The organism is Pantoea sp. OXWO6B1 (assembly GCF_001641135.1).
Taxonomy (GTDB): domain Bacteria; phylum Pseudomonadota; class Gammaproteobacteria; order Enterobacterales; family Enterobacteriaceae; genus Pantoea; species Pantoea allii.
The window spans coordinates 928,352-954,030 of the sequence record NZ_LWLR01000001.1 but is presented as its reverse complement, the minus strand read 5'-3'; the positions used below and the strand labels follow the sequence as shown (position 1 = coordinate 954,030).

Genomic DNA, 25,679 nt, shown 5'->3' with positions numbered 1-25,679 from the left:
CAGCGCTTTGCGCCATTCCGGCGGTTTGACGCTGACAAACCGTGCTTTTCCGTTGACAGCGATCGCCAGACTGGGAGCCGTCTTAGCGGCCTTCCGGGTGATGCTGATGCGTTTTCGCCTTTCTCCCCCTGACCTGAGTCACGCTCTCCTCACCTAAATCGGTGATGTCCTCTCACATCCCCTGGCGCCTGACAGGGCTACGGCAGCCTTACCGTTTCACGCGTTGGCGACCGTTCGGGGTAAGCGTGTTTATCACCTTGCTGCTGCTGGCAGCAAAACGTTTCCCGCATGACGCCGTTACCGGTGCAGCAAGCGCGTTAGTGTGTTTGAAATTCAGGCAAGCGCCTGATGCAGGCTGAAATGATTATTGCGTGCTTAAAAAGGTGAACGTCTGGCAGGGAAACAAGGATGAGAAAGGATAAGACGGAGACGGATATGCACCCACAAACGCCGCCAGGACGCCCAAAGGCGTCCTGTCAGCACACAACTTCCAGCATTATTTCAGCAGTTCAGCCGTCATATGTACGCCGTTGTTGGTGTTGGCTTCGGTGATTTTATAGGAAGCACCAGCTTCTTGCGCCTGCGCAGCAATTTTCGCTTCGGTGCTGTCCAGAGTAGAACCGGTCGCGGTCACAGTTTGCGCGAAGCCTGCAACAGGAAGTACAACAAGGGCGATAACAGCAGCAAAAGTTTTGATAGCTTTCATGATTAATTCCTCGGTCTTTTTCAGTTTAATTAAGGCGTTCTGCCTTGTGTGAAAACATAATAGGCCGAATCTTGATCAGAAAAAAGCAGAGGCTTTTGCTTAAGTTGTTCAATAAAACTGAAAGTAAAGAGCACGTTTAGCTTGGTTAAAACACAAAAGGTTAAAAAACCAGGATAAAATAAAAAGGCAGCATATATTGCTGCCATAGGTCCACTCAACCGTGATGCCTGACACGCGTATATATCGTGAGCGCCGCCACCAGCATCAGCGCGCTGCTGGCAAGAAACACACCGCCCGCGCCGCGAAAATCGAACATCCAGCCTCCTGCAGCCGCGCCCACCGTAATGGCCAGCTGTATGGTCGCCACCAGTAAACCGCCGCCGGATTCGGCATCGTCAGGCACCGCTCGTGAAATCCATGTCGACCAGCCCGTCGGCATCGAACCAAAGGCCAGGCCCCAGAGCGCGACGCCCACGGCGACCAGCCCACCCACATGACCAAACCCTACCAACAGTGAGGCTGTGATGCCCATCAGCAAGGCCATTCCGCTCAGCGTCAGTGACACACTGCGTGTCACCAGATAACCAGCCAGATAGGTGCCCAAAAAGTTAGCGATGCCGAATGCCAGCAGCACCAGAGAGAGCTGGCTAAGGTTCAAGCGTGCCACGCTTTCCAGGAACGGACGCAGATAGGTGAAAAAAGCAAAGTGCGCGGTAAACATGATGATCACCGCCAGCATTCCCCAGCGCATGACATTAATCCGTAGCAATGACAGCACGCCGCCGCTGCGCGTGTTGCCTTCCACCGGCATGGCGGGAAGCGTGAAAAACTGCCACAGCAGGGAAGTCGCCCCCAGGCCCGCCGTAAACAGAAAGATAGCGCGCCAGCCGACCAGCCCACCCAGATAACTGCCCAGTGGCGTCGCTATGATGGTCGCCAGTGAAATACCACTAAAGACGATGGAGAGGGCGCGCGGCACCTGATCGGCGGGCACCAGCCGCATGGTAATGGCGGTCGACAGCGTCCAAAAACCGCCGATTGCCACGCCAAGCAGGACGCGCGCCAGCAAAATGACGGTCAGATTGGCGGCAAAGGCCACCATCAATGCCGAGACGATGAGGAGTAGTGAGAATGCCAGCATCATCACCCGGCGATCGATACGTCCTGCCACGCTGCCTACGGTCAGGCTGGTAAAGAGTGCAATCAGGGCCGTGACGGTAACGGTTTGCCCTGCCAGCCCTTCTGAGACATTAAGGCTGTGCGCTATCGGCGTCAGCAGGCTGATCGGTAAAAACTCTGCGGTGATCAGGCTAAACACACCAAACGCCATCGCAAAGACGGCCCCCCACGCAGGACGCGTGGATAAGGAAACCTCATCAGCCACATCGGTGTTCAGACTCATGTTGCTTCTCCGGATAAAAAAAAGTAGTGCTGAGCATAGAGGGGAAGAGCAAGACGATCTATGATGGTTACACCGTTATTTTTGATAATTCGTCTGGATTCTGCCATGAGCCGTTACGATGAGTTAACCAGTGAGTTGCTAATGGGCATGCGCCTGTACGGCGTTAACTACCAACGTATTGCCGTCAGCGCCCCGTTTGGCTTGCGCTTTAACGCCTCGCCGGGACGTGCCCAGTTTCATTTCGTGGGTCGCGGTACGCTGTTGGTGCGAGGTGCATCCGGCGCACTCTTCACGCTCAACAGTGGCGATGCCCTGCTCATCCCACACGGTAAACCGCACAGCCTGCTTTCCAGTGAGGAGGCGGACTGTCAGTGTATTGACTCCCTGGCAAGCAAGCCGATCTGCGACAGCATCTGCGCCATTACCGCGCCCGCGGATGCCTGTGAAGATGACCACAGCGTCTTGTTATTCAGCGCCAGCATGGCGTTTGAACTGGGCGGTATGCAGCCTTTAATCAACACCATGCCGGACGTCATGCTGGTCAGTACGCTGCTGTCGCAATATCCGGAGATTCGCCCGATGCTGGAAGCGATGGAACGTGAGTCCCGCACCCGACATGCGGGCCATGCGGGCATCCTTTCGCGTCTGGCGGATGTGGTCGCTGCGCTGGTGGTGCGTGGCTGGGTGGAGAATGGCTGCGGGCAAAGTAGCGGGCTGGTGCAGGCGATGCGCGATCCGCGCCTGAGTCAGGCCATTGCGGCCATGCACCGTTCGCCAGGCGAGAACTGGACGGTAGAACGTCTGGCGCGCGAAGCCGGAAGTTCACGCTCGGTGTTTGCCGAACGCTTTCTTCATGCCACCGGTATGACACCGCTGCGCTACCTGACCGAATTACGTATGCGGCTAGCCGTCAAGCGCATCGTCAATCATGGCGAAGCGCTGGAAACGGTAGCCTTCGATTTGGGGTACGGTTCGCTGGCCGCTTTTAGCCGCGCGTTCAAACGGATTATCGGACGGTCGCCGGGTGCGCTGCGTGCCGAGTATGTCAGCACGCAGGCAGCCGTTTCTTAGCGAAACACGCTTATCGCTTCCACCAGCCGGTTAGCCTGGTGAGTCATGCGACCCGAGGCTTCCGCGCTTTCCTGTACACGGGCCGCATTTTGATGGGTGATATCATCCAGATCTTCCACCGCCGTGCTCACTTCACTCAGCGCGGTGGACTGTTCGGCGGTCGCGGCACTGATTTGCGCAATCAGAGAAGTGACATTCTGTACCTGCTGCACAATGTCCTGCATGGTATGGCCTGCTGCGCCCGCATGCTCATTGCCTGAACTGACCCGGCTGGCACTGGTTTCAACCAGCGCTTTGATCTCGCTGGCGGCTTTTGCACTGCGCTGCGCCAGGCTGCGCACCTCACCAGCGACGACGGCGAATCCTTTACCCTGCTCGCCCGCTCTGGCAGCTTCGACTGCGGCGTTCAGTGCCAGAATATTGGTCTGAAAGGCAATGCTGTCGATCACGCTGGTAATACTGGCAATGCGCTGTGAGCTGTCAGCAATTTCCGCCATCATCCCCATCATTTCTTTCATTACGTCGCCGCCTTTAATGGCAGCTTCGCTGGTGTTAACCGAGAGCGAATTCACTTCCTGGGCGGTCTGCGTATTGCTTTTCACCGTGGCGGTCATTTCGTTCATGGTCGCGGCCGTTTGCTGCACGTTGGCTGCCGCCTGTTCGGTACGCCGGCTCAGTTCGTTATTACTGCGGGCAATAGCATCACTGGCACTCAGCACATTAATGGCCTGGCCGCTGACATCATCCACTAACCAGCGAAACATCAAACCCAGCTGTCCAATGGCTCGGAGCGTCATGCCCACTTCGTCGATGCGATCCATCTGCTCAACCTGATGACTGGCACCGGTTGCCACCCGCAGCGCCTGCTTACACATGCGCTCAATGGGACGGGAAATCTGCTGTTCGAGCCACAGGCTGACCAGCAACAGCAGGCAGGCCATCCCACCAGCAAATCCGCTCAGCGCCAGCAGCGAGACGCCCATTGCCCACACACCGGCCACGGACAGCGGCAATACAGCCAGTAAGGCGGTACGGATGCGCCAGCGCAGCGGCAGCGTTTTCAATATCGACCCCAGACGACGCCAGCCGCTGCGGACAATCAGCCCTTTATGAAACTGGCGGCCTTTCGCGCGTCCTTCGCGGAAATCGCGATAAAGCGCTTCACACTGCTTCACTTCCTGCGCTGAAGGCTTGGTGCGCACCGACATATATCCCTGAACGTTGCCATCACGCACGACCGGAATGGCATTCGCCCGCACCCAGTAATGGTCACCGTTTTTACGTCTGTTTTTCACCAGCGCCGTCCAGGGCTCGCCCTGTTTTAAGGTTGCCCACATGTCTGCAAACGCTTCTGGCGGCATATCCGGGTGGCGCACCATATTGTGCGGCTGCCCTTTTACCTCATCAGATGAAAATCCACTGGCCTCAATAAAAGCGTCATTGGCATAGGTGATATAACTGTTGAGGTCGGTGGTAGACATCAGCGTTGCATGATCGTCATAGACATATTCACGCTGAGAAACAGGTTGGTTGTTACGCATAGGCGTCCTTGTTAGTACCAGTCAGACTTGCACCAGAAGCATTAATGAGTGAATGTTAAAAGGTAAAGATTACCTTTTTTTATGTTTTCGGCACTTGCGTAATGACTCTTTAGTGCTACACGTAAATTTGTTGCATTAAAAAAGCCGCTTTATCGCGGCTTTCTCTGTTTTTAGGGGATCGGATACATCACGTCGGCTGAGCTTACTTTGCCGCTACTGGTTAGCACACAGCAGGTTTACTGGGGTTTTGCGCTAAAAGGCACGCCAAATCCATTCACTTTCAGGCGTGCCAATGCGGTTTTCATCATTTACTGCTTATGAATTCAGCTCAGATCGATATTGCGCATACCGAACCACCACGTCAGTAAAAAGCCGCTTATCCAGGCGACGATCAATCCTCCCAGATAAACCGCCATGCCGGCAAAAATACCCTGATGGGAGGTCATCAACGGCAGCGTGACCAACCCAGAGGGGCCAAATACCGTATTCATGCCCACCGGTAATCCCAGCCACGCCACTGAGCCAATGAAAAATCCGCCGATGGCCCCCCCGCCGCAGGCCGTGATAAAGGGTTTAAGGCGCGGCAGCGTCACACCATATATGAGCGGTTCACCGACGCCGAGTAAGCCCGGTACGATGGCACCTTTGATCTGGGCACGCAGCAGTGCACCTTTTTCTGCTTTGCACCAGAGCGCCAGCGAGGCCCCGACCTGACCTGCACCAGCCATGGCCAGAATCGGGAACAGTGAATTAAAGCCCTGGGTTTCCATCAGGGCAAAATAGACCGGAATAAAGCCCTGATGGATGCCAAACATCACGGCAATTAAAAACAGTCCGGCCAGCAGTGCGCAACCAAACGGATTGTTATTGAGATGGATAAACAGCCACGACATGCCCTTAAACAACTCGCCGCCTAACGGCATGATCAGCAAGTATGTCAGCGCGCCGGTGATCAATAAGGTCAACAGCGACGTAAGAATCATATCCAGATTGTCCGGGATGACCTTGCGCAGTTGTCTTTCCAGCCAGCCGCCAAACATGGCCGCCAGCAGGACGCCGATAATATTGCCGCGCGGATCGATCGCCACGCCAAAAAAGCTGTCCATGCCGCTGTAGTAGCCGACTTTTGCATCGGGCACGTAGCCCAGAATAAACAGTGACGCGATGATGGCCCCGTTTACGCCCGTGCCGCCAAAGGCTTTTTGCGCATTGTAGCCAATCAGAATGCTGAGAAAGGTGAACAGCCCTTTGCCAAACACTTTCATATAGGCCACGCCCTGAATTAACCAGGCAGGATGATCGCCAGGCGTGCTGAGGTGAAGACTTTGCTCAATCAGCGTGGCAAACCCCAGCAGCAAACCTGCGGCAATAAACCCAGGGATGAGCGGGGTAAAAATGGTGGCGAAGCGCGCCAGAAACTGCTGCAGCGCGCTGGTCTGTCTGGCTTTTATGTGCTGTTTTTGTTGCGCGGCGACCTGCTGCAAAACCGGTGACTCGCCCGGCGCCTGCGCCAGTATTGTCAGCATTCGTTCTGCCGCCGTCTGCGCTTTACCGGGACCGAGCACTATCTGTAACTGATTATCGCTGTCGATGACGCCCAGCACACCAGGCAGGCTTTTCAGCCGGGCAATATCGGCCTGGTTGTGTTTCAGCGTCAGTCGTAAACGGGTCATGCAGTTGCCGCATACGGCGATATTTTCCGCCCCGCCAACCGCCTGCACGATAGCGTGCAGAAGTGCATCGGTCATTTTTGCCATCAGCGTGCTCCCGCATCCTGTAAAGCCTGGCGGATAAAGCCTTTGTGCTGAGCGAGCAGCGCGATCGCCTCGTCGGCAGTTAATCCTGCCAGCACCATCAGAATGGCGGTTTTACAGTGCCCGCCACAGGCCGACAGCGCCGAGCGGGCGCTGGCTTCATCGCAGTCGGTGGCCTGCATAACAATGTTCACCTGACGCTGTACCAGCTTCTGATTGGTGGCCTCAACATCGACCATCAAATTGCCGTAAACCTTGCCGCTGCGAATCATCGCCCCTGTGGTGAGCATATTCAGCACCAGCTTCTGTGCGGTCCCGGCCTTCATACGTGATGACCCCGTGACCACTTCTGGCCCCACCACTGGCGTCAGCGCGATATCGGCGACCTGCGCCATCTTGCTGTGGGGATTGCAGGTCAGCGCCACCGTGGATGCAGCGCATTGTCGGGCATAGTCCAGCGCGCCTAACACGTAGGGCGTGCGTCCGCTGGCGGCGATGCCAACCAGCACATCGTCGCGGCTGAACTGGATATCTTTCAGATCCTGAGCGCCTTGTTCCACATTGTCTTCCGCGTTTTCCACCGCCTGTAGAATGGCCTGATGTCCCCCGGCAATCAGGCCAATAACCTGCTCGCGCGGGGTTCCGAATGTTGGTGGGCATTCACTTGCATCAAGAATTCCCAGCCGCCCGGAGGTCCCGGCACCACAGTAAATCAGACGGCCACCCGCGCGGAATGCGGCGCAGATGACATCCACCGCGCGCGCAATCGCTGGCACAATGGCCTCCACGGCCAGGGCGACTTTTTTATCTTCATCGTTGATCACCCGCAGCATCGCCTCGGTGCTCATTTCATCAATATGCTGGCTGGCTGGATTACGCCCTTCAGTGATCATCTGACTGAGATCGATTTTCACGATCGTCCTCCACAGGAATAATTTATTCTGAATATTTTTAACACAACGAATGAATAATTCATCCATTGCAGACGTTTTTTTCTTTCATCGTTAGCGGGAATGAAAACAGGGGCAAAAAAAAGGCCCAACCACCGTTGAGCCTTTATATGATAAACCGCGATTAACTGGCAGTTTGCGTCCGTAATTGTAATTCGTACGCCCTGGCCTGTTCTACATCGAACTGATTTTCCCAGCGGGCAATCACCAGCACGGCCAGCGCGTTCCCGACCACGTTCAGCGCGGTACGGGCCATATCCATAATGCGGTCCACGCCCGCAATAAACGCCAGCCCTTCCAGCGGGATACCGACGCTGCCCAGGGTGGCTAACAGCACCACAAAGGATACGCCGGGCACACCCGCGATGCCTTTAGAGGTCACCATCAGCGTCAGGACCAGAATAATTTCGTCCGTCAGCGACAGATCGATGCCGTACAGCTGGGCAATAAAAATAGCGGCGATACTCTGGTACAGCGTTGATCCATCGAGGTTAAATGAATAACCGGTCGGGACCACAAAGCTGGTTATCGCTTTGGGCGCGCCATAGGCTTCCATCTTCTCCATGATGCGCGGCAGCACGGTTTCTGAACTGGAGGTCGAGTAAGACAGGATGAGCTCATCTTTTAAAATGCGCATCAGCGTCGTAATACGTAGCTTACAGAAACGCGCCACCGCCCCCAGCACCACAAAGGCGAAGAACAGGATCGCGACATACACCAGCAGCACCAGCTTAGCGAGCGGCCAGAGTGAGGCGAAACCAAAGTTAGCAATGGTGACGGCAATCAAGGCAAACACGCCCACTGGCGCGTAGCGCATGATCATATGCGTTACCTTGAACATGGTTTCTGACACGCCACGGAACAGGTTTACCAGCGGATCACGCTGTTCTGACGGCAGAGCGGAAAGGCCCAGGCCAAACAGTACCGAGAAAAAGATAATCGGCAGCATTTCACCTTTCGCCATCGAGGCAAAGATGTTCTGCGGGATCAGCGACAGGATGGTTGCCACCAGGCTGTGGGTGCCTTCCTGCACCTGGGCGGTCGTGGCTTCATATTTAGAGATGTCCACCGTTGCCAGCGTAGACATATCAATGCCGGTGCCGGGCTGAAACACGTTGGCCAAGGTAATACCGACAACAATGGCAACGGTGGTAATCACTTCAAAGTACAAAATCGTTTTGAAACCAATACGGCCCAGCTTTTTCGCATCCCCGACACCTGCAATGCCGACAATCAGGGATGAAATCACGATGGGCACGACAATCATCTTTATCAGATGAATAAAGATATCGCCCGCCGGGCTGAGAATATTATTGACTAACCATTCACGATCTTCTGGCTGATTATGCAACACGGCACCGACGATGATGCCAAGTACAAGTGCGATCAGAATCTGCCAGGCAAGGCTGATTTTAAAACCTTTCATAACGCGTAATTTCCTCAGTCAAAACCCGTTTCTCTCTACTGCGAAGGTGCAGAAGACAATACACACAGGGAAGTGAGCAAAAAGCCCGGTAAATTAGAGGGTGTTTGTAGACGGCGTCCCGCATTTAAATGCGATGATTTCCATACCCATTTTCAGACGCGGTCTGAGTTGATACCTGATTATCAGGGGCGGATAAGTACCATTTTCACTGCAGTAAATGCAACCCTTGGTGGCTTCGATTAAAACTTCACCATCTGGTCAGCATAAAATGCTGGCGCAGACGTTAATCCCTAACTTGCTGTTATGAAAAGTAATACTTCGATAAGTTTTCGCATAGCTATTCAGACTATGCTCAATGTGTGTGCGGTTCGTTTGCTGATTTTTTAAACAGCAACATACACAAAATGTTGCAACTTAAATCCCCATTCTCCGCAGGGAGTTAGCGTTTATTTCCTCGGTTTACGACGTTTTTATGTCAGCAAGGTTAACGCGTGATCTATGGCGCAAAAAAGAAACAAAACCGGCTGTCGGGCTTCACTTAACCATTGATTGACATATGATTAACATCTTCAAGGAGATTCGCCATGAGCCAAAATCATAACTATCCTGTTCCAGAAAATATTGCAGCAAACGCGCTGATTACTGCCGAACAGTATCAGGCGATGTACCAACAATCCGTTACCGACCCCGAAACGTTCTGGGGAGAGCAAGGTAAAATCCTTGACTGGATAAAGCCTTACAGCAAAGTTAAAAACACCTCTTTTGCGCCAGGCAATATTTCTATTCGTTGGTACGAGGACGGCACGCTCAATCTGGCAGCGAACTGTCTGGATCGTCATCTGGCTACCCGAGGCGATCATCCTGCCATCATCTGGGAAGGCGATGATGCCAACGAAAGCAAAACCCTTACCTTTCGTCAGCTTCATGCTGATGTCTGTCGCTTTGCCAACGTACTGGAACTGCTCGGTGTTAAAAAAGGCGACGTCGTCGCGATTTATATGCCCATGGTGCCGGAAGCGGCAGTCGCTATGCTGGCCTGCGCACGAATTGGGGCCGTACATTCGGTGATCTTTGGCGGCTTTTCACCCGAAGCCGTGGCCGGTCGTGTTATCGACTCCAGTGCCGCATTAATTGTGACGGCCGATGAAGGCGTGCGTGCTGGCCGTACCATCCCACTGAAGAAAAACGTGGATGATGCGTTAAAAAATCCCAATGTAAACAGCGTAAAAAACGTCGTGGTCTTTCAGCGTACCGGCAAAGATGTCGGTTGGGTGGAAGGGCGCGATCGGCACTGGCATGAGCTGATGCAGACCGCCAGCACTAACCACTCTGCGGCTGAGATGCAGGCAGAAGATCCGCTGTTTATCCTGTATACCTCAGGTTCAACCGGCAAGCCAAAAGGCGTGCTGCATACCACCGGCGGCTATCTGGTTTACGCCGCCACCACCTTTAAATTTGTTTTTGACTACCATCAGGACGACATTTACTGGTGTACGGCTGATGTGGGCTGGGTAACCGGCCACAGCTACCTGTTATATGGCCCACTGGCCTGCGGGGCCACGACGCTGATGTTTGAAGGCGTGCCTAACTGGCCAACTCCGGCCCGTATGGCGCAGGTGGTGGATAAGCATAAAGTCACCCTGCTCTATACTGCCCCCACGGCTATTCGTGCGCTGATGGCAGAAGGCGATAGAGCGATTGAAGGAACGGATCGTAGCAGCCTGCGTATTATGGGATCGGTGGGAGAGCCGATTAACCCGGAAGCCTGGGAGTGGTACCACAAGAAGATTGGCAACGGCAAATGTCCGATAGTCGATACCTGGTGGCAGACCGAAACCGGGGGCTTTATGATCGCCCCGCTGCCCGGCGCGACCCTGCTCAAGGCCGGTTCCGCGACCACGCCTTTCTTCGGCGTACAGCCCGCGCTGGTGGATAACGAAGGCCATCCTCAGGAAGGTGCCTGCGAAGGTAACCTGGTGATCACAGACTCCTGGCCTGGTCAGGCCCGCACGCTGTTCGGTGACCACGATCGTTTCGAACAAACTTACTTCTCTACCTTCAAAAATGCCTACTTCAGCGGCGACGGTGCGCGACGGGATGAGGACGGTTATTACTGGATTACCGGCCGCGTGGACGATGTGCTGAATGTGTCAGGCCACCGCCTGGGCACAGCCGAAATCGAGTCAGCGCTGGTTTCCCATCCTAAAATCGCCGAAGCGGCTGTCGTCGGGTTCCCGCACAGCATCAAGGGCCAGGCCATTTACGCCTATATCACCCTGAATCACGGCGAGGAGCCGTCACCTGAGCTTTATACCGAGGTACGTAACTGGGTACGCAAGGAAATTGGCCCGATTGCCACACCCGATGTGCTGCACTGGACCGACTCTCTGCCGAAAACCCGCTCCGGCAAAATTATGCGCCGTATCCTGCGCAAAATCGCCGCAGGCGATACCAGTAATTTAGGCGATACCTCGACGCTTGCCGATCCTGGCGTCGTCGAGAAATTACTTGAAGAGAAACAGTCCATCACCATGCCGTAATCATCCGGCGGAAAGCATCAGGCTTTCCGCCACCACTTCCCTACGTAGTGTGTTTCTGTAGTCACAAAAATATAACTAATTCACGCGCTTGCGTGAGGTCCACGCCTGCATGCTTCTGGAGATAATGTGATGAATGATGCCCTGCCCGAACAGGAAAGGATCTACCAACAAATTGAAAGTAATCCTCGCTTTCAGGAATTGGTACACAAGCGCCAGTCCTTTGCCCTGCTGCTGTCGATAATCATGCTGGTGCTGTATATCGGCTTTATTCTGCTTATTGCTTTTGCCCCTGGCTGGCTGGGTACGCCCCTGTATGCCGGTACCAATGTGACGCGCGGCATCCCGCTCGGGGTGGGGTTGATCGTCATCTCTTTTTTACTCACAGGCGTTTACGTCTGGCGCGCAAATGGCGAGTTTGATCGCCTGACTAAAGCCATCCTCAGCGAGGTGAAACTATGATTCGTCTTATGCTGTGGATGCTGGCAGCGCTGCTGCCCTTTTCTGCTCTGGCTGCCGATGCCATCACGGGTGCGGTGCAGAAACAGCCCGTCAATTATCAGGCGATCGTCATGTTTGTGATTTTCGTCGGTGCCACGTTAAGTATTACGTACTGGGCGTCGAAGCGAACCCGCTCACGTAGCGATTACTATACCGCTGGCGGCAACATCACCGGCTTTCAGAATGGCCTGGCCATGGCGGGTGACTTTATGTCCGCAGCCTCCTTTCTGGGTATTTCGGCCCTGGTGTATACCTCGGGTTATGACGGCTTAATCTATTCGCTGGGCTTCCTGGTGGGCTGGCCGATGATTCTGTTCCTGATTGCCGAGCGCTTGCGTAATCTGGGTCGCTATACTTTCGCCGATGTCGCCTCTTATCGTCTGAAGCAAAAACCGATTCGTACCTTGTCGGCTTGCGGCTCACTGGTCGTTGTCGCGCTGTACCTGATTGCGCAGATGGTCGGTGCAGGTAAGCTGATCCAGCTCCTGTTTGGCCTGAATTATCACGTTGCCGTTATCCTGGTGGGCATTCTGATGGTGATGTACGTGCTGTTTGGCGGCATGCTGGCGACCACCTGGGTACAGATCATCAAAGCCGTTCTGCTGCTGTTTGGTGCCACGTTTATGGCCATTATGGTCATGAAAAGCGCCGGGTTTAGCTTCAATACCTTGTTTACCGAGGCGATGGCGGTACATCCGAAAGGCGCAGCCATTATGCAGCCTGGCGGGTTGGTGAAAGATCCGATTTCCGCTCTGTCGCTGGGGCTGGGACTGATGTTCGGCACAGCGGGATTGCCGCATATCCTGATGCGCTTCTTTACCGTTGCCGACGCCAAAGAGGCGCGTAAAAGCGTGTTTTGGGCCACCGGTTTTATGGGTTACTTCTACTTCCTGACCTTTATTATCGGTTTCGGTGCCATTCTGCTGGTAGGGGCTAATCCGGCCTTCAAAGATGCCTCCGGCGCATTGATCGGCGGTACCAATATGGCGGCGGTGCACCTGGCGGATGCAGTCGGTGGCAGCACCTTCCTGGGCTTTATTTCAGCAGTGGCATTCGCCACCATTCTGGCGGTGGTTGCCGGTCTGACGCTGGCGGGTGCCTCGGCGGTCTCTCATGATTTGTACGCCAGCGTCTACCGTAAAGGACAGGCCAGCGAGCGCGACGAGCTGCGGGTTTCAAAAATTACGGTGCTGGTGTTGGGGGTTGTGGCTATCGCCCTTGGCATTTTGTTCGAAAAGCAGAACATCGCCTTTATGGTCGGGCTGGCATTCTCGATTGCGGCCAGCTGTAACTTCCCGATCATCCTGCTGTCCATGTACTGGTCAAAACTGACCACGCGCGGCGCAATGGTCGGTGGCTGGTTAGGGCTGATCACCGCCGTGGTGCTGATGATTCTTGGCCCAACCGTCTGGGTGCAGGTGCTGGGACATGCGTCGCCCATTTATCCTTATGAGTATCCGGCCCTGTTCTCTATCACTATCGCCTTTGTGGGCACCTGGCTGTTTTCTGTTACTGACCATTCGCAACAGGGTGCAGAAGAGCGATCACGCTTCCGGGCGCAGTTTATTCGCTCCCAGACCGGTGCCGGTATTGAGAAAGGCAAAGCGCACTAACCGCGTTAACTGAGCATAAAAAAGGGCAGTGACCGCAAGGTCACTGCCCTTTTTCTCAAGCCGACATCAGAAGCGCAGTGACGCGCCTACGTACGGACCATCAACGAGTACGTTATCTTTACGACCGCCTTTGTTATTCAGCTCAATATACTGATAACCCACGCGCAGGTTCAGCAGAGAGATCGGCGTGAAGCTCACACCACCGCTCGCTTCCTGGTAGCTGTCGAGATGATCGGTAAGGCCTTCCGGCGCATAATAATACTGACCGTACAGACCCCACATGCTGTTGAAGCTGTACTGTGCGCTACCGCCCAGCGCCACCGCAAATCCGTCTTTCCCGTCTTCAGGATGGGTAAAAATCGCCTTTGCGGTTGGCGCCAGTCGCAGATCGCCGACATCAACGTTGTAACCCAGACCCGCACCATAGGTGCTGCCGTCATGATCGCTACGCAACCAGTTGCCGTTCAGGAACAGGCCCGGCGACGTCGTGCCCAAACCGAGATTAAGGTTGGTGCTGTGCTCGCCAACATCAACGCTGCCTTCGATGGCCTGCGCGGCGCCGCTCAGCATAATGAAGCTCAGAGCGCTTCCAGTGACAAGTTGCTTAAACATGATTCTACTCCATGAAGGGTCAAATAATTCCGCATCAAGGGTAGCAGTCTGAAATGAGGTGACAACTAAATTTGGAAAGCTTTACGTAAAAAGAGATGTCATTTTGTGCCAAAAAGGACAAGTCGCTGTGAATTACGCGGAGAACAGTCGTTATCCGGGTTAACCGTATCCGGCGCAGGCTTGCCTTAGTGCGCCCACATCAGGTGCCCGATAAACGGAGCCAGTATGACGGTGACGACGCCAGACAACATCATCACCAGGCTTGAAACCACGCCTTCCTGCGGCCCCAACTGGTAGGCGCGTGCCGTACCGGCACCGTGCGAAGCGGCGCCCAGCCCAGCGCCTTTCGCCACGCCCTGTTTGATCGCGATGCGCAGGAACAGTACATCCCCTACCGCCATGCCAAATACGCCGGTCACAACCACAAACAGTGCCACCAGATCGGGCTGCGCGCCCATAGGCTTCGCTGCCGCCAGCGCGAAAGGTGTGGTAATGGATCGCACGGCGAGACTGCGCTGAATGGTTTCCGGTAAATTCAGTAAACGCGCCAGCCATACGGAACTGCATATCGACACCGTTGTGGCAGTTAACACGCCCGCACTCAGCGATAACCAGTGGCGTTTAATCACGTCCAGATTTTCGTAGACCGGCACCGCAAAGGCTAACGTCGCGGGGCCGAGTAACCACAGTAGCCAGTGGCTTTCCGCAATATAGTTTTGCCAGCTGATATGGGTCAGCAACAGCAGCGTCACCAGAATGAGCGGCGTCATGACCAGCGGCATCAGTAACAGCGTTGTCCAGCGACGATACAGCCGTTTATTCAGGTAATAAATCACCAGCGTGACGGCGGCACATAACAGACTGATGAGCAGATTATGCATTATTGCCCTGCTTACGCGCCGCGCGCGTGACTTCAAAACGGTACAGGCGATCGACCACCAGGGCTGTCGCCGCCAGCACCAGTAGCGTACTGACCGCAATCACCACCAAAATCCGCCAGCCTTCCATCTGCAGCAGGTCAGCGTAATTCACCACCGCCACCACCGCCGGGATAAAAAACAGCAGCATCTCTGCCAGCAACCAGCTTGCACCGGCTTTCACCCAGCGCAGCGGTAAAATGCGTAACGCAATCAGCATCAACATCAGCAGCATACCGACAATGTTGGCAGGCAGTGGCAGGTGCAGCCAGTTCACCAGTTGCTCGCTGGCGATAAAAACCGAGATAAACAGCACCAGCTGTAAAGGTAAGCTGAGCCGTTGCAGCCTGCCGACGTTCAGGCGGCGCAATGCCAGTGCCATCGTTTTTCTCCCATCAAGTTAATGCGCTCAGTATAGAATCACGAGGTACTGTGAAAAAAATGAATTAAAATTATTCAAATCATGCCAGAAAGGAATAGTTATGGACGTTCGCGCGTTGCGTTACTTTACCGAAGTGGTACGTCAGCAAAGTTTTACCCGTGCTGCACAGAAGCTGTTCGTGACACAGCCTACGATCAGCAAAATGGTGCGCCAGCTGGAAGAGGAGCTGGACTGCGCACTGCTCATTCGTGATGGGCGACGACTGCACCTGACGGATAGCGGGCAAGCGGTCTATCAGCGCGGGCTGGCTATTCTGCAAGAGTTTCATCAGCTTGAGGCCGAGATAGGCGATATCAATCAGCTGAAAACCGGCAAGCTGCGGCTGGGCATTCCCCCGATGGTGGGCATGCAGATCGCCGGATCGGTTTCGGCGTTTCGCCGTCGCTATCCGGGTGTGGAACTCAGTATTGCTGAGTTTGGCGGCTTAACGGTTCAGGAAGCGGTGCTGGCGGGCACGCTGGATATTGCACTGACGGCCCTCCCCGTTGATGCCGAGTTGCCCCTCGAAACGTTATCGCTTATGCAGCATCCGCTGTGTGTGCTACTGCCACGTCAGGCACCCTGGCTGCAGCGCACGCAGCTTGGCCTGAGCGATTTGGCCTCCCATCCTTTGCTGATCTTTAATGAAGAGTTTTCGCTGAACCGCCAGTTGATGAAAGCGTTTCAGCGTCAGGGGATCACGCCTGAGATTGCAGTACGCAGCGGGCAATGGGATTTTCTGGCGGCCATGGTGCAGGCGGAGATGGGCCTGGCGATACTGCCGGAGCCCATTTGCCAGCGGTTAGATAAGCAGTCGTTATTGTGGCTTCCGCTGGAGTCCGAGCTGCAGTGGCATCTGGGGCTGATCTGGCGTGAAGGCAGCTACGTGTCACGCAGCGCGCGGGCCTGGATAGCGTGTTGCCGGGAACACTGGCCTGATAATGCGCCGCGTCTTTCCGTCTAGCGCCCCAGACCGCCCGATAATCGCAGAGCGCAGGTTATCGGGCGAACGGGAGTGCATAACAAGAAGATTACTCTTCTTTCTCAATCAGCAGCGCTTCCAGCAGGTCCAGATCGTGCAACAGTTTTTGCATCGTCTCGTTTGATATCTGCTGAGTCGCACGCAGGTGATAGACCTCTGCACGCTCGGCACGTAACGCGTTCAGACGAAAACGACGTTCCAGATTTTCGGCAAACAGCGCGTGCTCAAGATCGTTTTTCCCTTCCGCGCGACGACGCAGATTCCCGATCACCCGCAGGCTGACCTCTTTCAGTAACTCAGGGTCGATGTTTTCTTCGGTTTCCTTTTCAAGCCGCGCCTCCATCTTATGCAGACTCTCGATAGCGACACCGGCCATCACCGCTCTTGCATGTTGCAGTTCGTGCCGATGGGCGCTTTTATCGATCGTCTCTACACCGCGCAGCAGCATCGGCAGAACGATGACGCCAACCAGCAGCGAGAACAGAATCACGCCGGTTGCGATAAACACCAGCTCATAACGCGCCGGGAAAGGATGGCCGTTGGTCAGGAACAGGGGAATCGACAGCACACCCGCCAGGGTAATGGCACCGCGTACGCCCGCAAAAGAGGCAATCAGCAGTTCACGCAACGAGTAGCTGGAGAACACTAATGGTTTCTTTTTCAACCAGCGTTTGCTGAAACGCTGCATGATCCACAACCAGCCGAAACGCACCACCATTAACGCCGCGTAGACCAGGACGATGTCCGCGAAAATCATCCAGATATCCACATTGGGATCGGCTGTTGCCTGGTCAATCGAGTTTTGCAGAATAGAGGGCAGCTGCAGGCCCAGCATCAGGAACACCATGCCGTTAAACACAAACTCCAGCATGTGCCAGACGCTGTTGGCGCGCAGTCGCATGGTCAGCGGCGCCTGGCGGATAATACCGGAGCGCGTGATGGTCATCCCGGCCGCGACGGCGGCTAAAATCCCGGAAACGCCCAGGTGTTCTGCAATCAGATAAGAGGCAAAAGGCAGCAGCAGCAGCAGGACAATCTGTGTGGCAGCATCGTCCCCGCCGCTCCAGCGGTTCAGGACGCGCAGCGATTTACCGTAGAGCCAGCATACCGCGACACCGGCGATCAGGCCGCCCACGGCCACTTTCAGGAACTCGACGCTGGCTCCGCCCCAACTAAACACCATGGTGCCCATCGCCACTGCGACCGCAAATTTCAGTGAAACCAGGCCAGAAGCATCGTTCATCAAGGCTTCGCCTTGCAGTATTCCCATAATTTTCTTCGGAATACGGCCTTCGCCGACAATGCCTGACAGCGCCACGGCATCGGTAGGTGATAACACGGCCGCCAGGGCGAAAGCGGGAATCAGGGGAATCCCGGGCACCGTCCAGTAAATCAGATAGCCAATACCGACAACGGTAATCAGCACCAGCACCAGCGCCAGGCCAAGGATTTCCCGCCCGTAATGCAGGAACTCGCTGACCGGGGTTTTCCAGCCGTCAGCAAATAACAGCGGCGGAATGAATAAGACGAGGAAGAGTTCCGGGTCGAAATCCACGTGCAGCCCGAAGGTCGGCCAGGCCAGCAGCGCACCGACCGCGATCTGCACCAGAGGCAGGGGAATCTGAAAAGGCAGAATACGGGCAGCCACCCCGGAGAGCGAGACCACCAGCGTCATAATCAAAATAGTAAAAAAGATTTCCATGCTTTCCTTAGGCGGTAGTTATCTTCGAATCAACATTAGGTTAAAAGTGTAAAACAAACTGGCGAGGGCGGGAAAAGCTACGCGTGCTTCAACGAGCAAAAAGCGGATAATTCCGGACATGCCGCGGCACGTCCGGTTGAACAGTCAGATCGCCCAGCCTCCGGCATAAAAAGCGACTAACGCGACGGCGATCACCACCGTGCCCACGTTTAGCCTGCGCCACTCACCCGCAAACAGACGGCCCACCACCAGGGTCGCGAAACCGATCATGATGCCGGTAACGATGTTACAGGTCAGCACGATGATCACCGCCGTGAGCAGACCGGACATGGCATCAACGAAGTCACCGAAGTCGATCTTTGCCACGTTACTCAGCATCAGCAGGCCAACGTACATCAACGCAGGCGCGGTAGCGTACGCCGGCACCAGATAAGCCAGCGGAGACATAAACAGAATGAGCAAAAACAGGAGGCCAACAACAATGGCCGTCAGGCCGGTTTTGCCCCCTGCCGCCGTCCCGGCGGCAGACTCGATGTACACGGCCGCCGGTGAGGCACCCACAAGACCGGCAAACAGGCTACTGACGGAATCCGTGGTCAGCGCCCGGCCGCCGTTAATGATTTGCCCGTCTTTATCCAGCAGGTTAGCCTGACCCGCCACCGCGCGGATCGTACCGGTGGCATCAAAGACCGCCGTCATCACTAACGCCAGCACGCTGGGTAAGACCGCAGGCTGCAAAGCGCCCATGATATCGAGGCTGAATAACAGTGACTCGCCCTGCGCATCACGCAGGCTGGGCAAGGCAAACAGCCCCTGCCAGCGCACGGACGGATCGAACGCCAGCCCCAGCGCAGAAATCGCAATAACGGTGAGTAAAATGCCGCCCGGGACACGGCGTTTTTCCAGGCCGAAAATCGCAGCCAGCCCCAGCAAAGACATCATGACGGGGAACGACGTAAAATGGCCCAGCGCAACGGGTAAACCTGAGGCCGGGTTTCTGACGACCAGCCCAACGTTGTCTGCCGCAATCAGCAGCAGAAACAGGCCAATCCCGATGCCGGTGCCGTGGGCGACGCCCATCGGCAGATTACGTAAGATCCAGGCGCGAATCCCGGTGGTGGAAATCAGGGTAAAAAGCAGGCCCATCAGGAACACGGCCCCCAGCGCGACCGGAACGCTAATGTGTTGACCCAGGACGAGGCTAAAGGCCGTAAAAGCCGTCAGTGAAATGGCACAGCCAATGGCCAGGGGTAAATTGGCCCACAGCCCCATGATGATCGATCCAACGCTCGCCACCAGGCAGGTAGCCACAAACACCGCCGAAGGTGAAAACCCCGCTTTACCGAGCATGCCAGGCACCACGATCACCGAATAAACCATGGCGAGAAAGGTGGTCAGCCCGGCGACAATTTCCTGCCGCACGCTACTGCCTCGGGCCGAAATGGCGAACCAGGCATCCAGTTTTCCACTGGCCGGGCGTGATTCAATTGACATAGTTGAGCCTCAAAAATTTTTGTTGTTGGATCGCGCGGTAACCGCCCTGAATTCCCCGAAAGCTGTCATCGCCAACAGGCTGCCGACAAAAAGGCAAACGTTTACTTAGCCGCACAGAACGGGGCATCGTACATCCCCGTTTAAAGGGGGCCGATTATCCGGCGTTTTCCCGCCGCTTTTCAACCGCTCTGTGAGGATTCCTGGCTATAAAGATCAGGTCGATAACATCGGGGATGCTCTTGATACTATCGTGTAACATTCAGTGCGTCAGGATGCGGTGATGATTACGCCGCATTATCGAGAAAGCAGACGAAGATGACGCCGGGCGGCGTCATCCGATAGGACAGGATAGTGCGCGATCAGCCCGAAAGATGAATTTCACCGCCTTGCTGAATGGCCCGTTGCCAGGCCGCACGCTGTTGCACGGTCGTTAACCATTTTTGCGTGGCGGGGGCATCCTTCAGTCCGGCGCGCTGGCTCAGCGCCAGAATCGGAAAGCTCATCTGCACATCAGCAATGCTGAAACGCTGACCGGCAAACCACGGATGCACCGAGAGGTGATCTTCAATCACCTGCTTATGCAAGGTAAGTTGTTTATCCAGCCAGGCTTTCTGAACGCCTTTGCCGAGCGCCGCACCGATGGGACGCAGCAACCACGGCACAGGCGCGCTGCCAAGGCGGCCAAAAACCAGCTTCATGACCAGCAGCGGCATCAGTGAACCTTCGGCGTAATGTAGCCAGTAACGCGCCTGCAGCCGTGCCTCTTCGTCGGTGATCTGCAGCCGCCGTTCGCTGTCGTACTTCTCTTCCAGATACTCAAGGATCGCCCCGGACTCGGCCACCACGCGATTGCCATCGGTGATAACCGGCGACTTTCCTAACGGATGCACTTTTTTTAACGCGTCCGGCGCCAGCATCGTGGGTTCACGCTGATAGCGTTTGACCTGGTAAGGCACTTCCAGCTCTTCCAGCATCCACAGCACCCGGTGAGAGCGCGATTGTTCAAGATGGTGAACGGTGATCATCATGATTCCCTGTCAGTGAATATGCAGCAAGTATAGACGTCACCTTGTCTTATGCAGTGCACCATCCTGTTCAGGATCAAGCAGTACCGCGCCCGAACCCTGCTGCCCAAGCCGATCGCCGGGATTGCGCAGCGGACAGTCACGCATCGATAAACATCCACAGCCAATGCAACCATCCAAATCGTTACGCAGGCGCGTTAGCGTTTCGATGCGCTTATCCAGTTCATCACGCCAGTGCTGGGTCAGATTGCCCCAGTCCTGAGCCGACATACGTTTATCCGCCGGCATGTTTTCAAGGCTGTCGCTGACGCTGGCAAGCGGAATCCCAATGCGCTGTGCAATTTTAATAATGGCGACCCGTCGCAGAACATCACGGCTGTAGCGTCGCTGATTTCCGTTATTGCGGGTGCTAAAGATGAGCCCTTTGCTTTCATAAAAATGCAGCGCAGAGACGGCCACGCCGCTGCGGCGCGCCACTTCACCCGGCGTCAGCACCGGTTTTGGGTAATTGCGATCTTTTTTCATTTGGCACTTTACCTCAAGTTAACTTGAGGAATTATACTCTTTTCCCATCAGAACGACACGCTCCCTCACGACGTCATTCGCCAGCAAACGGGCGCGATTTTCATCGCGACTCGCGCGCAAAGGCAGCATGAACGCACGGGGAAATTCACCAGAAGGATGAGGCCATGATACAAGAAGAGATCATTCATTCACTGACACACTGGATTGACCAAAACCTGGATAAGAGCCTGTCAATTGATGAAGTGGCCGCGAAATCAGGCTATTCGAAATGGCATCTGCAACGTATGTTCCGTAGCGTGACGAAACAAACGTTGGGTGGTTATATTCGTGAACGCCGTCTGACTCTGGCCGCAGAAGCGCTGCGGCAAACTCAGCGGCCGGTATTCGATATTGCGATGCAATATGGTTATGACTCGCAGCAGACCTTCTCCAGGGTGTTTCGCCGCCAGTTTTCCCAAACGCCCACGGCTTATCGCCATGCTATGCGCCGCCAGACGATTCAGCGTCCGCGCCTGATGAGTTTTGACTGCAGCGACAATATGACCAGCTTTACCCAGCGCACCATGGGCGAGTGCTGTCCGGTTAGCTGAATATCACCGTGCGCCTGGCTGGGCGCACACCGCTTTTCTCAGGTTTTCTTCCCCTGCACCCGCCACCCACTTCTGCTGAAAAACCAGACAAATTTTGTACAAAATTGGAAAATCGAATGCTATAGTGTGACCCACATCACATTATGACATTTGTTGCCGACGAAAGAGCCCGACCTGACAGACTTTTCCGCCGACGTGATGCTCGCAGACAGTCAGGCGTAATCTCCGATTTTGAGGTCAAAATTGATGGCTACCTTAACCACCAGTTTTCTTGTTATGCGCTGGGAATTGTTGAGCGCTGTAATGATGTTCTTTGCCAGCACGTTAAAAACCCGACTTCGCCAGGATAGCCATCACGTGATGGCATTTATCTGTGGCAGCGTTGGCGTGGGAATGTCGTGCTGGTTTGTGACGGGCTTGATGGGCATCACGCTGAGTATGGAAAACGTACACCATTTTTTCAGCGTCTCTAAAGACGTCTTTATTGACGTAATGAGTCATGCGCCAGCTAACTGGCAAATGCCCTGATTGACCAATAAAAAACCCCGCAACGCGGGGTTTTTTATATTGCTGTGTAACGTCAAATTTTCTTCAACATGACAGGAATCGCAATATCCTGCACTTCTACGTCCGGCCTCTGCGTTCCGCGACGATCCTGAATCCACATGTCACCCATCATCTGATCTAATCCGCTATCCAGTCCCGTCACCATGCCTGCGCCTGGCGTAAACGTAAGCTCGCCGAAGTAAATGTTTTGGTCATGGATATACCAGTCCACGCGCACATAGTCGAAATCGCTGGCCAGCGTTTTGCTTAATGCCAGTGCCTGCTCTAACGAAGGCATAACCGTTGAGACGTCGAGCCCGGTATCACGAATTTTATGAAACACCTCGCTCAGGTTGTTCACATAAAAGTTCATCGAAAGCTGAGGCTGGCCGCGGTTGTAAATGATCTGAAGCACATACTCAAAGTTGCCATCACGCTTGTTGAACATGTGAAACTTGTAATCAACCGGTGCCTGTTTGCCATCACCAATGTACTGCTCCACCAAAATGCGTGGCTTGATGTAGCGATAGTGGATCTCGCGTGCTTCGCTGGCAAAATCCGTTTTTAACCACGTGTAGCAGTTATGAATGATTTGCTGCTTGCGAAGGGCACTCGGTTCCTCCAGCACGATCTCTACCATGTTTGAAGCATGGTTTGGTTTAATCACCGTTCCCTTCCAGCGCGTCAGGTTGTTGAGCGTGGTGGGATCGGTGGTGTCGTGCAGCAAGGGAATCAGGTACGCATTACCGATTTTCTCAGCAATAAATTCACGCACCGAAAACTTGTCGGACAGGCGTGCATACAGCTGATAATCGCCATGGATGAACTTGCGATACAGCACTTTTTCATTGAAGACCTTTGGCTCATGCAGGTTAGGAAGCCTTCTGAACTTGCGGAAGTAATAAATCCGATCCTGATAAGTCCAGGGCATCTTCTTGATAAAGTACTGCAAACTTCTTCTAAGCTCTTGTTTTAACTTGAGCATATTTGACCTCATTTGTAGGTTTTGTAGTTGAGTGAGGAAACCTGGATTTTTTGAATAACGCCGTGTTTAAAAAAATAATTCATGACGGTCAGGGACAGGAGCTCTGAAAGAAAAACGCTCCATGCGGCTCCCGTAATGCCGTAGTCCTGAATTAGCCACCAGGAAAGCGGCATGCTGATGATCACCAGACAAATGATTTTCTTCAGTAAATAATCAAAGCCCCCTTCTTTCACCATGTAGCGATACGCGACGGTTCCCAGTGCCGAAAAGCTGGTCGCTATCGACAGCAGGGTGATGAGCTGGCCCGACTGCCTGAACGCCGGGCCATACAACGCCGTGATGATCTGTTCGCCAAACAGCGCAACGATAAGCAGCATCAGCAGGGACACGGCCATCACGTAGCCATTGAGCCGCGCCGTCAGCCTGATCGCTTCATCACCGCGCGCCCGAAAAATTTCACTGAAGCACGAGGTAATCAGCGCGACCGGGATAAAAATCCATGAAGCGGCGATGGTATTGGCTGCGGCAAACAAGCCCAGCTCTTGTGCAGACGCGATGCCTGCCAAAAACATCTGCGCGGCTTTTACCTGTATAGAAATAAAGATGCTGGAAATCGCCAGCGGCAATCCGGCATACATCAGGTAACGCAAATACAGCGTGCGCGTCGCCGGCGGCGGGAGCCGATCCTGATGCGCCTGGTAAAAGGTGTAGCGTTTGATGGCGTAGGGCACTAACGTCACCGTGACCACTGACAGCGTTAGCCACAGTGGGTTAAGGCGTAACCAGGCAATGGTAAAGCTCAGAGCAAAGCTCATCAGCATGCCAGCCGCATTCGCAACGGCGTTGAGCTTTGAAGCTAAACGCGCGTTGTTGTAGACGCTAAAGGTGTCCTGCGTGACAAAAACAGACGCCACAAATGAGGCCAGCGCAAATGCCAGGAAATTTTCCTGCATGTTGTACCAAACCCAAATTAATACCGGCACCGAGGTAAGAAGTAATAAACCCATACGCAACGTGCGTGCAATGCGCATTAAACGTAAAGCTTTTGTCGCATTTTTACTGACACGTTTAAACAAAATAGTTTCAGTGCCAAATATGGCTATGGTTTGCACCATGGCAAATAATGACGTTGAAAACGCCATCTGACCAAATAGGGTCGGACCAAAGGATTTGGCCACATAAGACGTCACGAAAATGACGCCAAAAACGGAGATAATCTTTTCAGACATCATCCAGGCGGCATTAGCCATTACGCTCAATTTCATCAACTATTCCTTAGTATTACTCTACCTCTACCGCTTCGGCATCCCCATCCCTGGGGGCGAAGTAATAAGCGTTTAAATTTCAAAGCGAAATTATAAACATCAAGCCAGTCCGGCTCGGAAATGAGAATCGGGTCTTATTTTATCGAGTGAATTCAGGAGAATTCTGATTATACCTGGCCCGAATACCGCCAATTGGAAACGATTTCAAAGTGAAATCAATAATGTTTCCAAAAACCACCCTTCCATAATAAAACAGGTCAAGGAATGTTGAATATCAAATTTACAGTCGTTTTTTATCTTTGGGATGCGATGAATTTATATCAAAAACCGCATGCCAGGAAGGCGCGGCATCCCGATCAGAATAAAATAAGATTTATCCCATGATGATATTTATTCTAAATATCTTAATTTAACCCTCGCAATTTAACGTACGTATTTAAATACGGCACTCAATGAAATCATACAGTACCAAAGGTTAATAAAGTAATTCTCATCCATTAATTGATAAGAAAGGTAAGAGCATTTATGAGAAAGTCACGATATAGCGAAGATCAAATCACAAATGCCATTAAAGCTTCTGAATCGGGCGTTAAAGTTAAAGAGATTTGTGAGGAGCTTGGCATCTCTGAGGCAACCTTCTACAGCTGGAAGAAGAAGTTCTCTGGGTTATCTTCAGAAGAAGGCAGAAAAATCAAAGAACTGGAAGAACAAGTTCAGTCTCTGACGCGCGAACTGCATGCGCTCAACTCGGATAAGGAAATGCTACAAAGCGTCCTGAAGAACTTCTTCACCACGAATGACAAACGTCAGGCGGTCAACTTCTTACAGAGCACTTTTGATGTTGGAACCCGGCGCAGCTGCCGTTTACTGGATATAAGCCGTAGCGTTTATCATTACCCAGCCGGTTCTGATAACCGCTAATAGTGAGATGACGGCTTTTAATGGCCACATCGCTGCGATTTGTTCTTACCAGAAGAGATGAAGAGCATTTAACAGGACATTTATGGTGGTGCGCTTCGCCCAGTCCGTAATTAATGAATGGATTGGCGGTTACGCTTCTTTTTTTGCGGTAAAATTGATTCACAACAGCAAAAGTCTCGCTATCTACGCCACT

At 53.9% G+C, this 25,679-nt stretch carries 23 protein-coding genes; 8 read left to right on the top strand and 15 right to left on the bottom strand.

Annotated features, from left to right (window positions below):
- Positions 1 to 496 precede the first annotated feature (496 nt).
- Positions 497 to 706 (bottom strand): YdgH/BhsA/McbA family protein, encoded by a 210-nt coding sequence (locus tag A6A26_RS06730; RefSeq protein WP_063878023.1) that lies wholly within the window; start codon positions 704 to 706, stop codon positions 497 to 499.
- Between the two features lie 214 nt (positions 707 to 920).
- On the bottom strand, positions 921 to 2,108 hold the full coding sequence (locus A6A26_RS06725; protein ID WP_063878022.1) for an MFS transporter: 1,188 nt from the start codon (positions 2,106 to 2,108) through the stop codon (positions 921 to 923).
- A gap of 105 nt (positions 2,109 to 2,213) precedes the next feature.
- Here A6A26_RS06725 and A6A26_RS06720 point away from each other — a divergent pair, with 105 nt between their 5' ends.
- Positions 2,214 to 3,179 (top strand): AraC family transcriptional regulator, encoded by a 966-nt coding sequence (locus tag A6A26_RS06720; protein ID WP_063878021.1) that lies wholly within the window; start codon positions 2,214 to 2,216, stop codon positions 3,177 to 3,179.
- Here the strand turns inward: A6A26_RS06720 and A6A26_RS06715 are convergent.
- From A6A26_RS06715 to gltP, 4 genes are all read right to left on the bottom strand, one after another.
- Positions 3,176 to 4,720 (bottom strand): methyl-accepting chemotaxis protein, encoded by a 1,545-nt coding sequence (locus A6A26_RS06715; RefSeq protein WP_063878020.1) that lies wholly within the window; start codon positions 4,718 to 4,720, stop codon positions 3,176 to 3,178. The genes A6A26_RS06720 and A6A26_RS06715 overlap by 4 nt on opposite strands.
- A 323-nt stretch (positions 4,721 to 5,043) precedes the next feature.
- On the bottom strand, positions 5,044 to 6,477 hold the full coding sequence (murP, locus tag A6A26_RS06710) for a PTS N-acetylmuramic acid transporter subunit IIBC (RefSeq protein WP_063878019.1): 1,434 nt from the start codon (positions 6,475 to 6,477) through the stop codon (positions 5,044 to 5,046).
- A complete protein-coding gene (gene murQ, locus A6A26_RS06705) occupies positions 6,477 to 7,388 on the bottom strand; it encodes an N-acetylmuramic acid 6-phosphate etherase (protein WP_063881078.1) in 912 nt (303 codons plus the stop codon). Before murQ ends, murP begins: the two co-directional genes overlap by 1 nt.
- Before the next feature lie 160 nt (positions 7,389 to 7,548).
- Positions 7,549 to 8,850 carry a glutamate/aspartate:proton symporter GltP gene (gene gltP / locus A6A26_RS06700; protein WP_063878018.1) on the bottom strand — a complete coding sequence of 434 codons (1,302 nt, stop codon included), beginning with the start codon at positions 8,848 to 8,850 and terminating at the stop codon, positions 7,549 to 7,551.
- A gap of 584 nt (positions 8,851 to 9,434) precedes the next feature.
- Between gltP and acs the strand changes: the two genes are divergently transcribed.
- The 3 genes from acs to actP all read left to right on the top strand — a co-directional run bounded on the left by acs (position 9,435) and on the right by actP (position 13,501).
- Positions 9,435 to 11,390, top strand: a complete 1,956-nt coding sequence (gene acs / locus A6A26_RS06695; protein WP_063878017.1) for an acetate--CoA ligase — start codon at positions 9,435 to 9,437, stop codon at positions 11,388 to 11,390.
- Between the two features lie 129 nt (positions 11,391 to 11,519).
- Positions 11,520 to 11,849 (top strand): DUF485 domain-containing protein, encoded by a 330-nt coding sequence (locus A6A26_RS06690; protein WP_063878016.1) that lies wholly within the window; start codon positions 11,520 to 11,522, stop codon positions 11,847 to 11,849.
- Positions 11,846 to 13,501: a cation/acetate symporter ActP gene (actP, locus tag A6A26_RS06685; RefSeq protein WP_096010460.1), complete on the top strand. Its 1,656-nt coding sequence runs from the start codon at positions 11,846 to 11,848 to the stop codon at positions 13,499 to 13,501. The genes A6A26_RS06690 and actP overlap by 4 nt, the downstream gene beginning before the upstream one ends.
- Positions 13,502 to 13,567: 66 nt before the next feature.
- On the opposite strand, the gene A6A26_RS06680 is transcribed toward actP, so the two are convergent.
- The 3 genes from A6A26_RS06680 to A6A26_RS06670 all read right to left on the bottom strand — a co-directional run bounded on the left by A6A26_RS06680 (position 13,568) and on the right by A6A26_RS06670 (position 15,412).
- Positions 13,568 to 14,113, bottom strand: a complete 546-nt coding sequence (locus A6A26_RS06680) for a YfaZ family outer membrane protein (RefSeq protein ID WP_063878015.1) — start codon at positions 14,111 to 14,113, stop codon at positions 13,568 to 13,570.
- Between the two features lie 185 nt (positions 14,114 to 14,298).
- Complete coding sequence (locus tag A6A26_RS06675) at positions 14,299 to 14,994, bottom strand: LrgB family protein (RefSeq protein WP_063878014.1); 696 nt, start codon at positions 14,992 to 14,994, stop codon at positions 14,299 to 14,301.
- Positions 14,987 to 15,412 carry a CidA/LrgA family protein gene (locus A6A26_RS06670; protein ID WP_063878013.1) on the bottom strand — a complete coding sequence of 142 codons (426 nt, stop codon included), beginning with the start codon at positions 15,410 to 15,412 and terminating at the stop codon, positions 14,987 to 14,989. The genes A6A26_RS06675 and A6A26_RS06670 overlap by 8 nt, the downstream gene beginning before the upstream one ends.
- Positions 15,413 to 15,512: 100 nt before the next feature.
- On the opposite strand from A6A26_RS06670, the gene A6A26_RS06665 reads away from it, so the two are divergent.
- On the top strand, positions 15,513 to 16,415 hold the full coding sequence (locus tag A6A26_RS06665) for a LysR family transcriptional regulator (RefSeq protein WP_063878012.1): 903 nt from the start codon (positions 15,513 to 15,515) through the stop codon (positions 16,413 to 16,415).
- 67 nt (positions 16,416 to 16,482) lie between these two features.
- Here A6A26_RS06665 and A6A26_RS06660 read toward each other — a convergent pair whose 3' ends face one another.
- The 4 genes from A6A26_RS06660 to soxR form a co-directional block, all read right to left on the bottom strand.
- The gene (locus tag A6A26_RS06660) at positions 16,483 to 18,135 is read right to left on the bottom strand and encodes a Na+/H+ antiporter (protein WP_063878011.1); all 1,653 of its coding nucleotides are present in this window, start codon (positions 18,133 to 18,135) and stop codon (positions 16,483 to 16,485) included.
- Positions 18,136 to 18,279: 144 nt separating this feature from the next.
- Complete coding sequence (locus A6A26_RS06655; protein ID WP_063878010.1) at positions 18,280 to 19,629, bottom strand: NCS2 family permease; 1,350 nt, start codon at positions 19,627 to 19,629, stop codon at positions 18,280 to 18,282.
- A 359-nt stretch (positions 19,630 to 19,988) separates the two neighbouring features.
- Positions 19,989 to 20,654: a glutathione S-transferase family protein gene (locus tag A6A26_RS06650; RefSeq protein WP_063878009.1), complete on the bottom strand. Its 666-nt coding sequence runs from the start codon at positions 20,652 to 20,654 to the stop codon at positions 19,989 to 19,991.
- Between the two features lie 39 nt (positions 20,655 to 20,693).
- On the bottom strand, positions 20,694 to 21,179 hold the full coding sequence (gene soxR, locus A6A26_RS06645; protein WP_063878008.1) for a redox-sensitive transcriptional activator SoxR: 486 nt from the start codon (positions 21,177 to 21,179) through the stop codon (positions 20,694 to 20,696).
- Positions 21,180 to 21,343: 164 nt separating this feature from the next.
- On the opposite strand from soxR, the gene soxS reads away from it, so the two are divergent.
- Entirely contained in the window at positions 21,344 to 21,769 is a 426-nt protein-coding gene (gene soxS / locus A6A26_RS06640) for a superoxide response transcriptional regulator SoxS (protein WP_063878007.1), read from the top strand.
- Positions 21,770 to 22,015: 246 nt separating this feature from the next.
- Complete coding sequence (locus tag A6A26_RS06635; protein WP_063878006.1) at positions 22,016 to 22,297, top strand: YjcB family protein; 282 nt, start codon at positions 22,016 to 22,018, stop codon at positions 22,295 to 22,297.
- A 52-nt stretch (positions 22,298 to 22,349) separates the two neighbouring features.
- On the opposite strand, the gene A6A26_RS06630 is transcribed toward A6A26_RS06635, so the two are convergent.
- A complete protein-coding gene (locus A6A26_RS06630; RefSeq protein ID WP_063878005.1) occupies positions 22,350 to 23,300 on the bottom strand; it encodes an ATP-grasp fold amidoligase family protein in 951 nt (316 codons plus the stop codon).
- 8 nt (positions 23,301 to 23,308) lie between these two features.
- The gene (locus A6A26_RS06625; RefSeq protein ID WP_063878004.1) at positions 23,309 to 24,565 is read right to left on the bottom strand and encodes an oligosaccharide flippase family protein; all 1,257 of its coding nucleotides are present in this window, start codon (positions 24,563 to 24,565) and stop codon (positions 23,309 to 23,311) included.
- Positions 24,566 to 25,090: 525 nt separating this feature from the next.
- Between A6A26_RS06625 and A6A26_RS06620 the strand changes: the two genes are divergently transcribed.
- Positions 25,091 to 25,486, top strand: a complete 396-nt coding sequence (locus A6A26_RS06620) for a transposase (protein ID WP_063878003.1) — start codon at positions 25,091 to 25,093, stop codon at positions 25,484 to 25,486.
- The last annotated feature ends 193 nt before the right edge of the window (positions 25,487 to 25,679 follow it).

Coding starts and splice junctions, on each gene's coding strand:
- A6A26_RS06730 (WP_063878023.1), bottom strand. CDS start 706: ATGAAAGCTATCAAAACTTTTGCTGCTGTTATCGCCCTTGTTGTACTT.
- A6A26_RS06725 (WP_063878022.1), bottom strand. CDS start 2,108: ATGAGTCTGAACACCGATGTGGCTGATGAGGTTTCCTTATCCACGCGT.
- A6A26_RS06720 (WP_063878021.1), top strand. CDS start 2,214: ATGAGCCGTTACGATGAGTTAACCAGTGAGTTGCTAATGGGCATGCGC.
- A6A26_RS06715 (WP_063878020.1), bottom strand. CDS start 4,720: ATGCGTAACAACCAACCTGTTTCTCAGCGTGAATATGTCTATGACGAT.
- murP (WP_063878019.1), bottom strand. CDS start 6,477: ATGGCAAAAATGACCGATGCACTTCTGCACGCTATCGTGCAGGCGGTT.
- gltP (WP_063878018.1), bottom strand. CDS start 8,850: ATGAAAGGTTTTAAAATCAGCCTTGCCTGGCAGATTCTGATCGCACTT.
- acs (WP_063878017.1), top strand. CDS start 9,435: ATGAGCCAAAATCATAACTATCCTGTTCCAGAAAATATTGCAGCAAAC.
- A6A26_RS06690 (WP_063878016.1), top strand. CDS start 11,520: ATGAATGATGCCCTGCCCGAACAGGAAAGGATCTACCAACAAATTGAA.
- actP (WP_096010460.1), top strand. CDS start 11,846: ATGATTCGTCTTATGCTGTGGATGCTGGCAGCGCTGCTGCCCTTTTCT.
- A6A26_RS06680 (WP_063878015.1), bottom strand. CDS start 14,113: ATGTTTAAGCAACTTGTCACTGGAAGCGCTCTGAGCTTCATTATGCTG.
- A6A26_RS06675 (WP_063878014.1), bottom strand. CDS start 14,994: ATGCATAATCTGCTCATCAGTCTGTTATGTGCCGCCGTCACGCTGGTG.
- A6A26_RS06670 (WP_063878013.1), bottom strand. CDS start 15,412: ATGGCACTGGCATTGCGCCGCCTGAACGTCGGCAGGCTGCAACGGCTC.
- A6A26_RS06665 (WP_063878012.1), top strand. CDS start 15,513: ATGGACGTTCGCGCGTTGCGTTACTTTACCGAAGTGGTACGTCAGCAA.
- A6A26_RS06660 (WP_063878011.1), bottom strand. CDS start 18,135: ATGGAAATCTTTTTTACTATTTTGATTATGACGCTGGTGGTCTCGCTC.
- A6A26_RS06655 (WP_063878010.1), bottom strand. CDS start 19,629: ATGTCAATTGAATCACGCCCGGCCAGTGGAAAACTGGATGCCTGGTTC.
- A6A26_RS06650 (WP_063878009.1), bottom strand. CDS start 20,654: ATGATCACCGTTCACCATCTTGAACAATCGCGCTCTCACCGGGTGCTG.
- soxR (WP_063878008.1), bottom strand. CDS start 21,179: ATGAAAAAAGATCGCAATTACCCAAAACCGGTGCTGACGCCGGGTGAA.
- soxS (WP_063878007.1), top strand. CDS start 21,344: ATGATACAAGAAGAGATCATTCATTCACTGACACACTGGATTGACCAA.
- A6A26_RS06635 (WP_063878006.1), top strand. CDS start 22,016: ATGGCTACCTTAACCACCAGTTTTCTTGTTATGCGCTGGGAATTGTTG.
- A6A26_RS06630 (WP_063878005.1), bottom strand. CDS start 23,300: ATGCTCAAGTTAAAACAAGAGCTTAGAAGAAGTTTGCAGTACTTTATC.
- A6A26_RS06625 (WP_063878004.1), bottom strand. CDS start 24,565: ATGAAATTGAGCGTAATGGCTAATGCCGCCTGGATGATGTCTGAAAAG.
- A6A26_RS06620 (WP_063878003.1), top strand. CDS start 25,091: ATGAGAAAGTCACGATATAGCGAAGATCAAATCACAAATGCCATTAAA.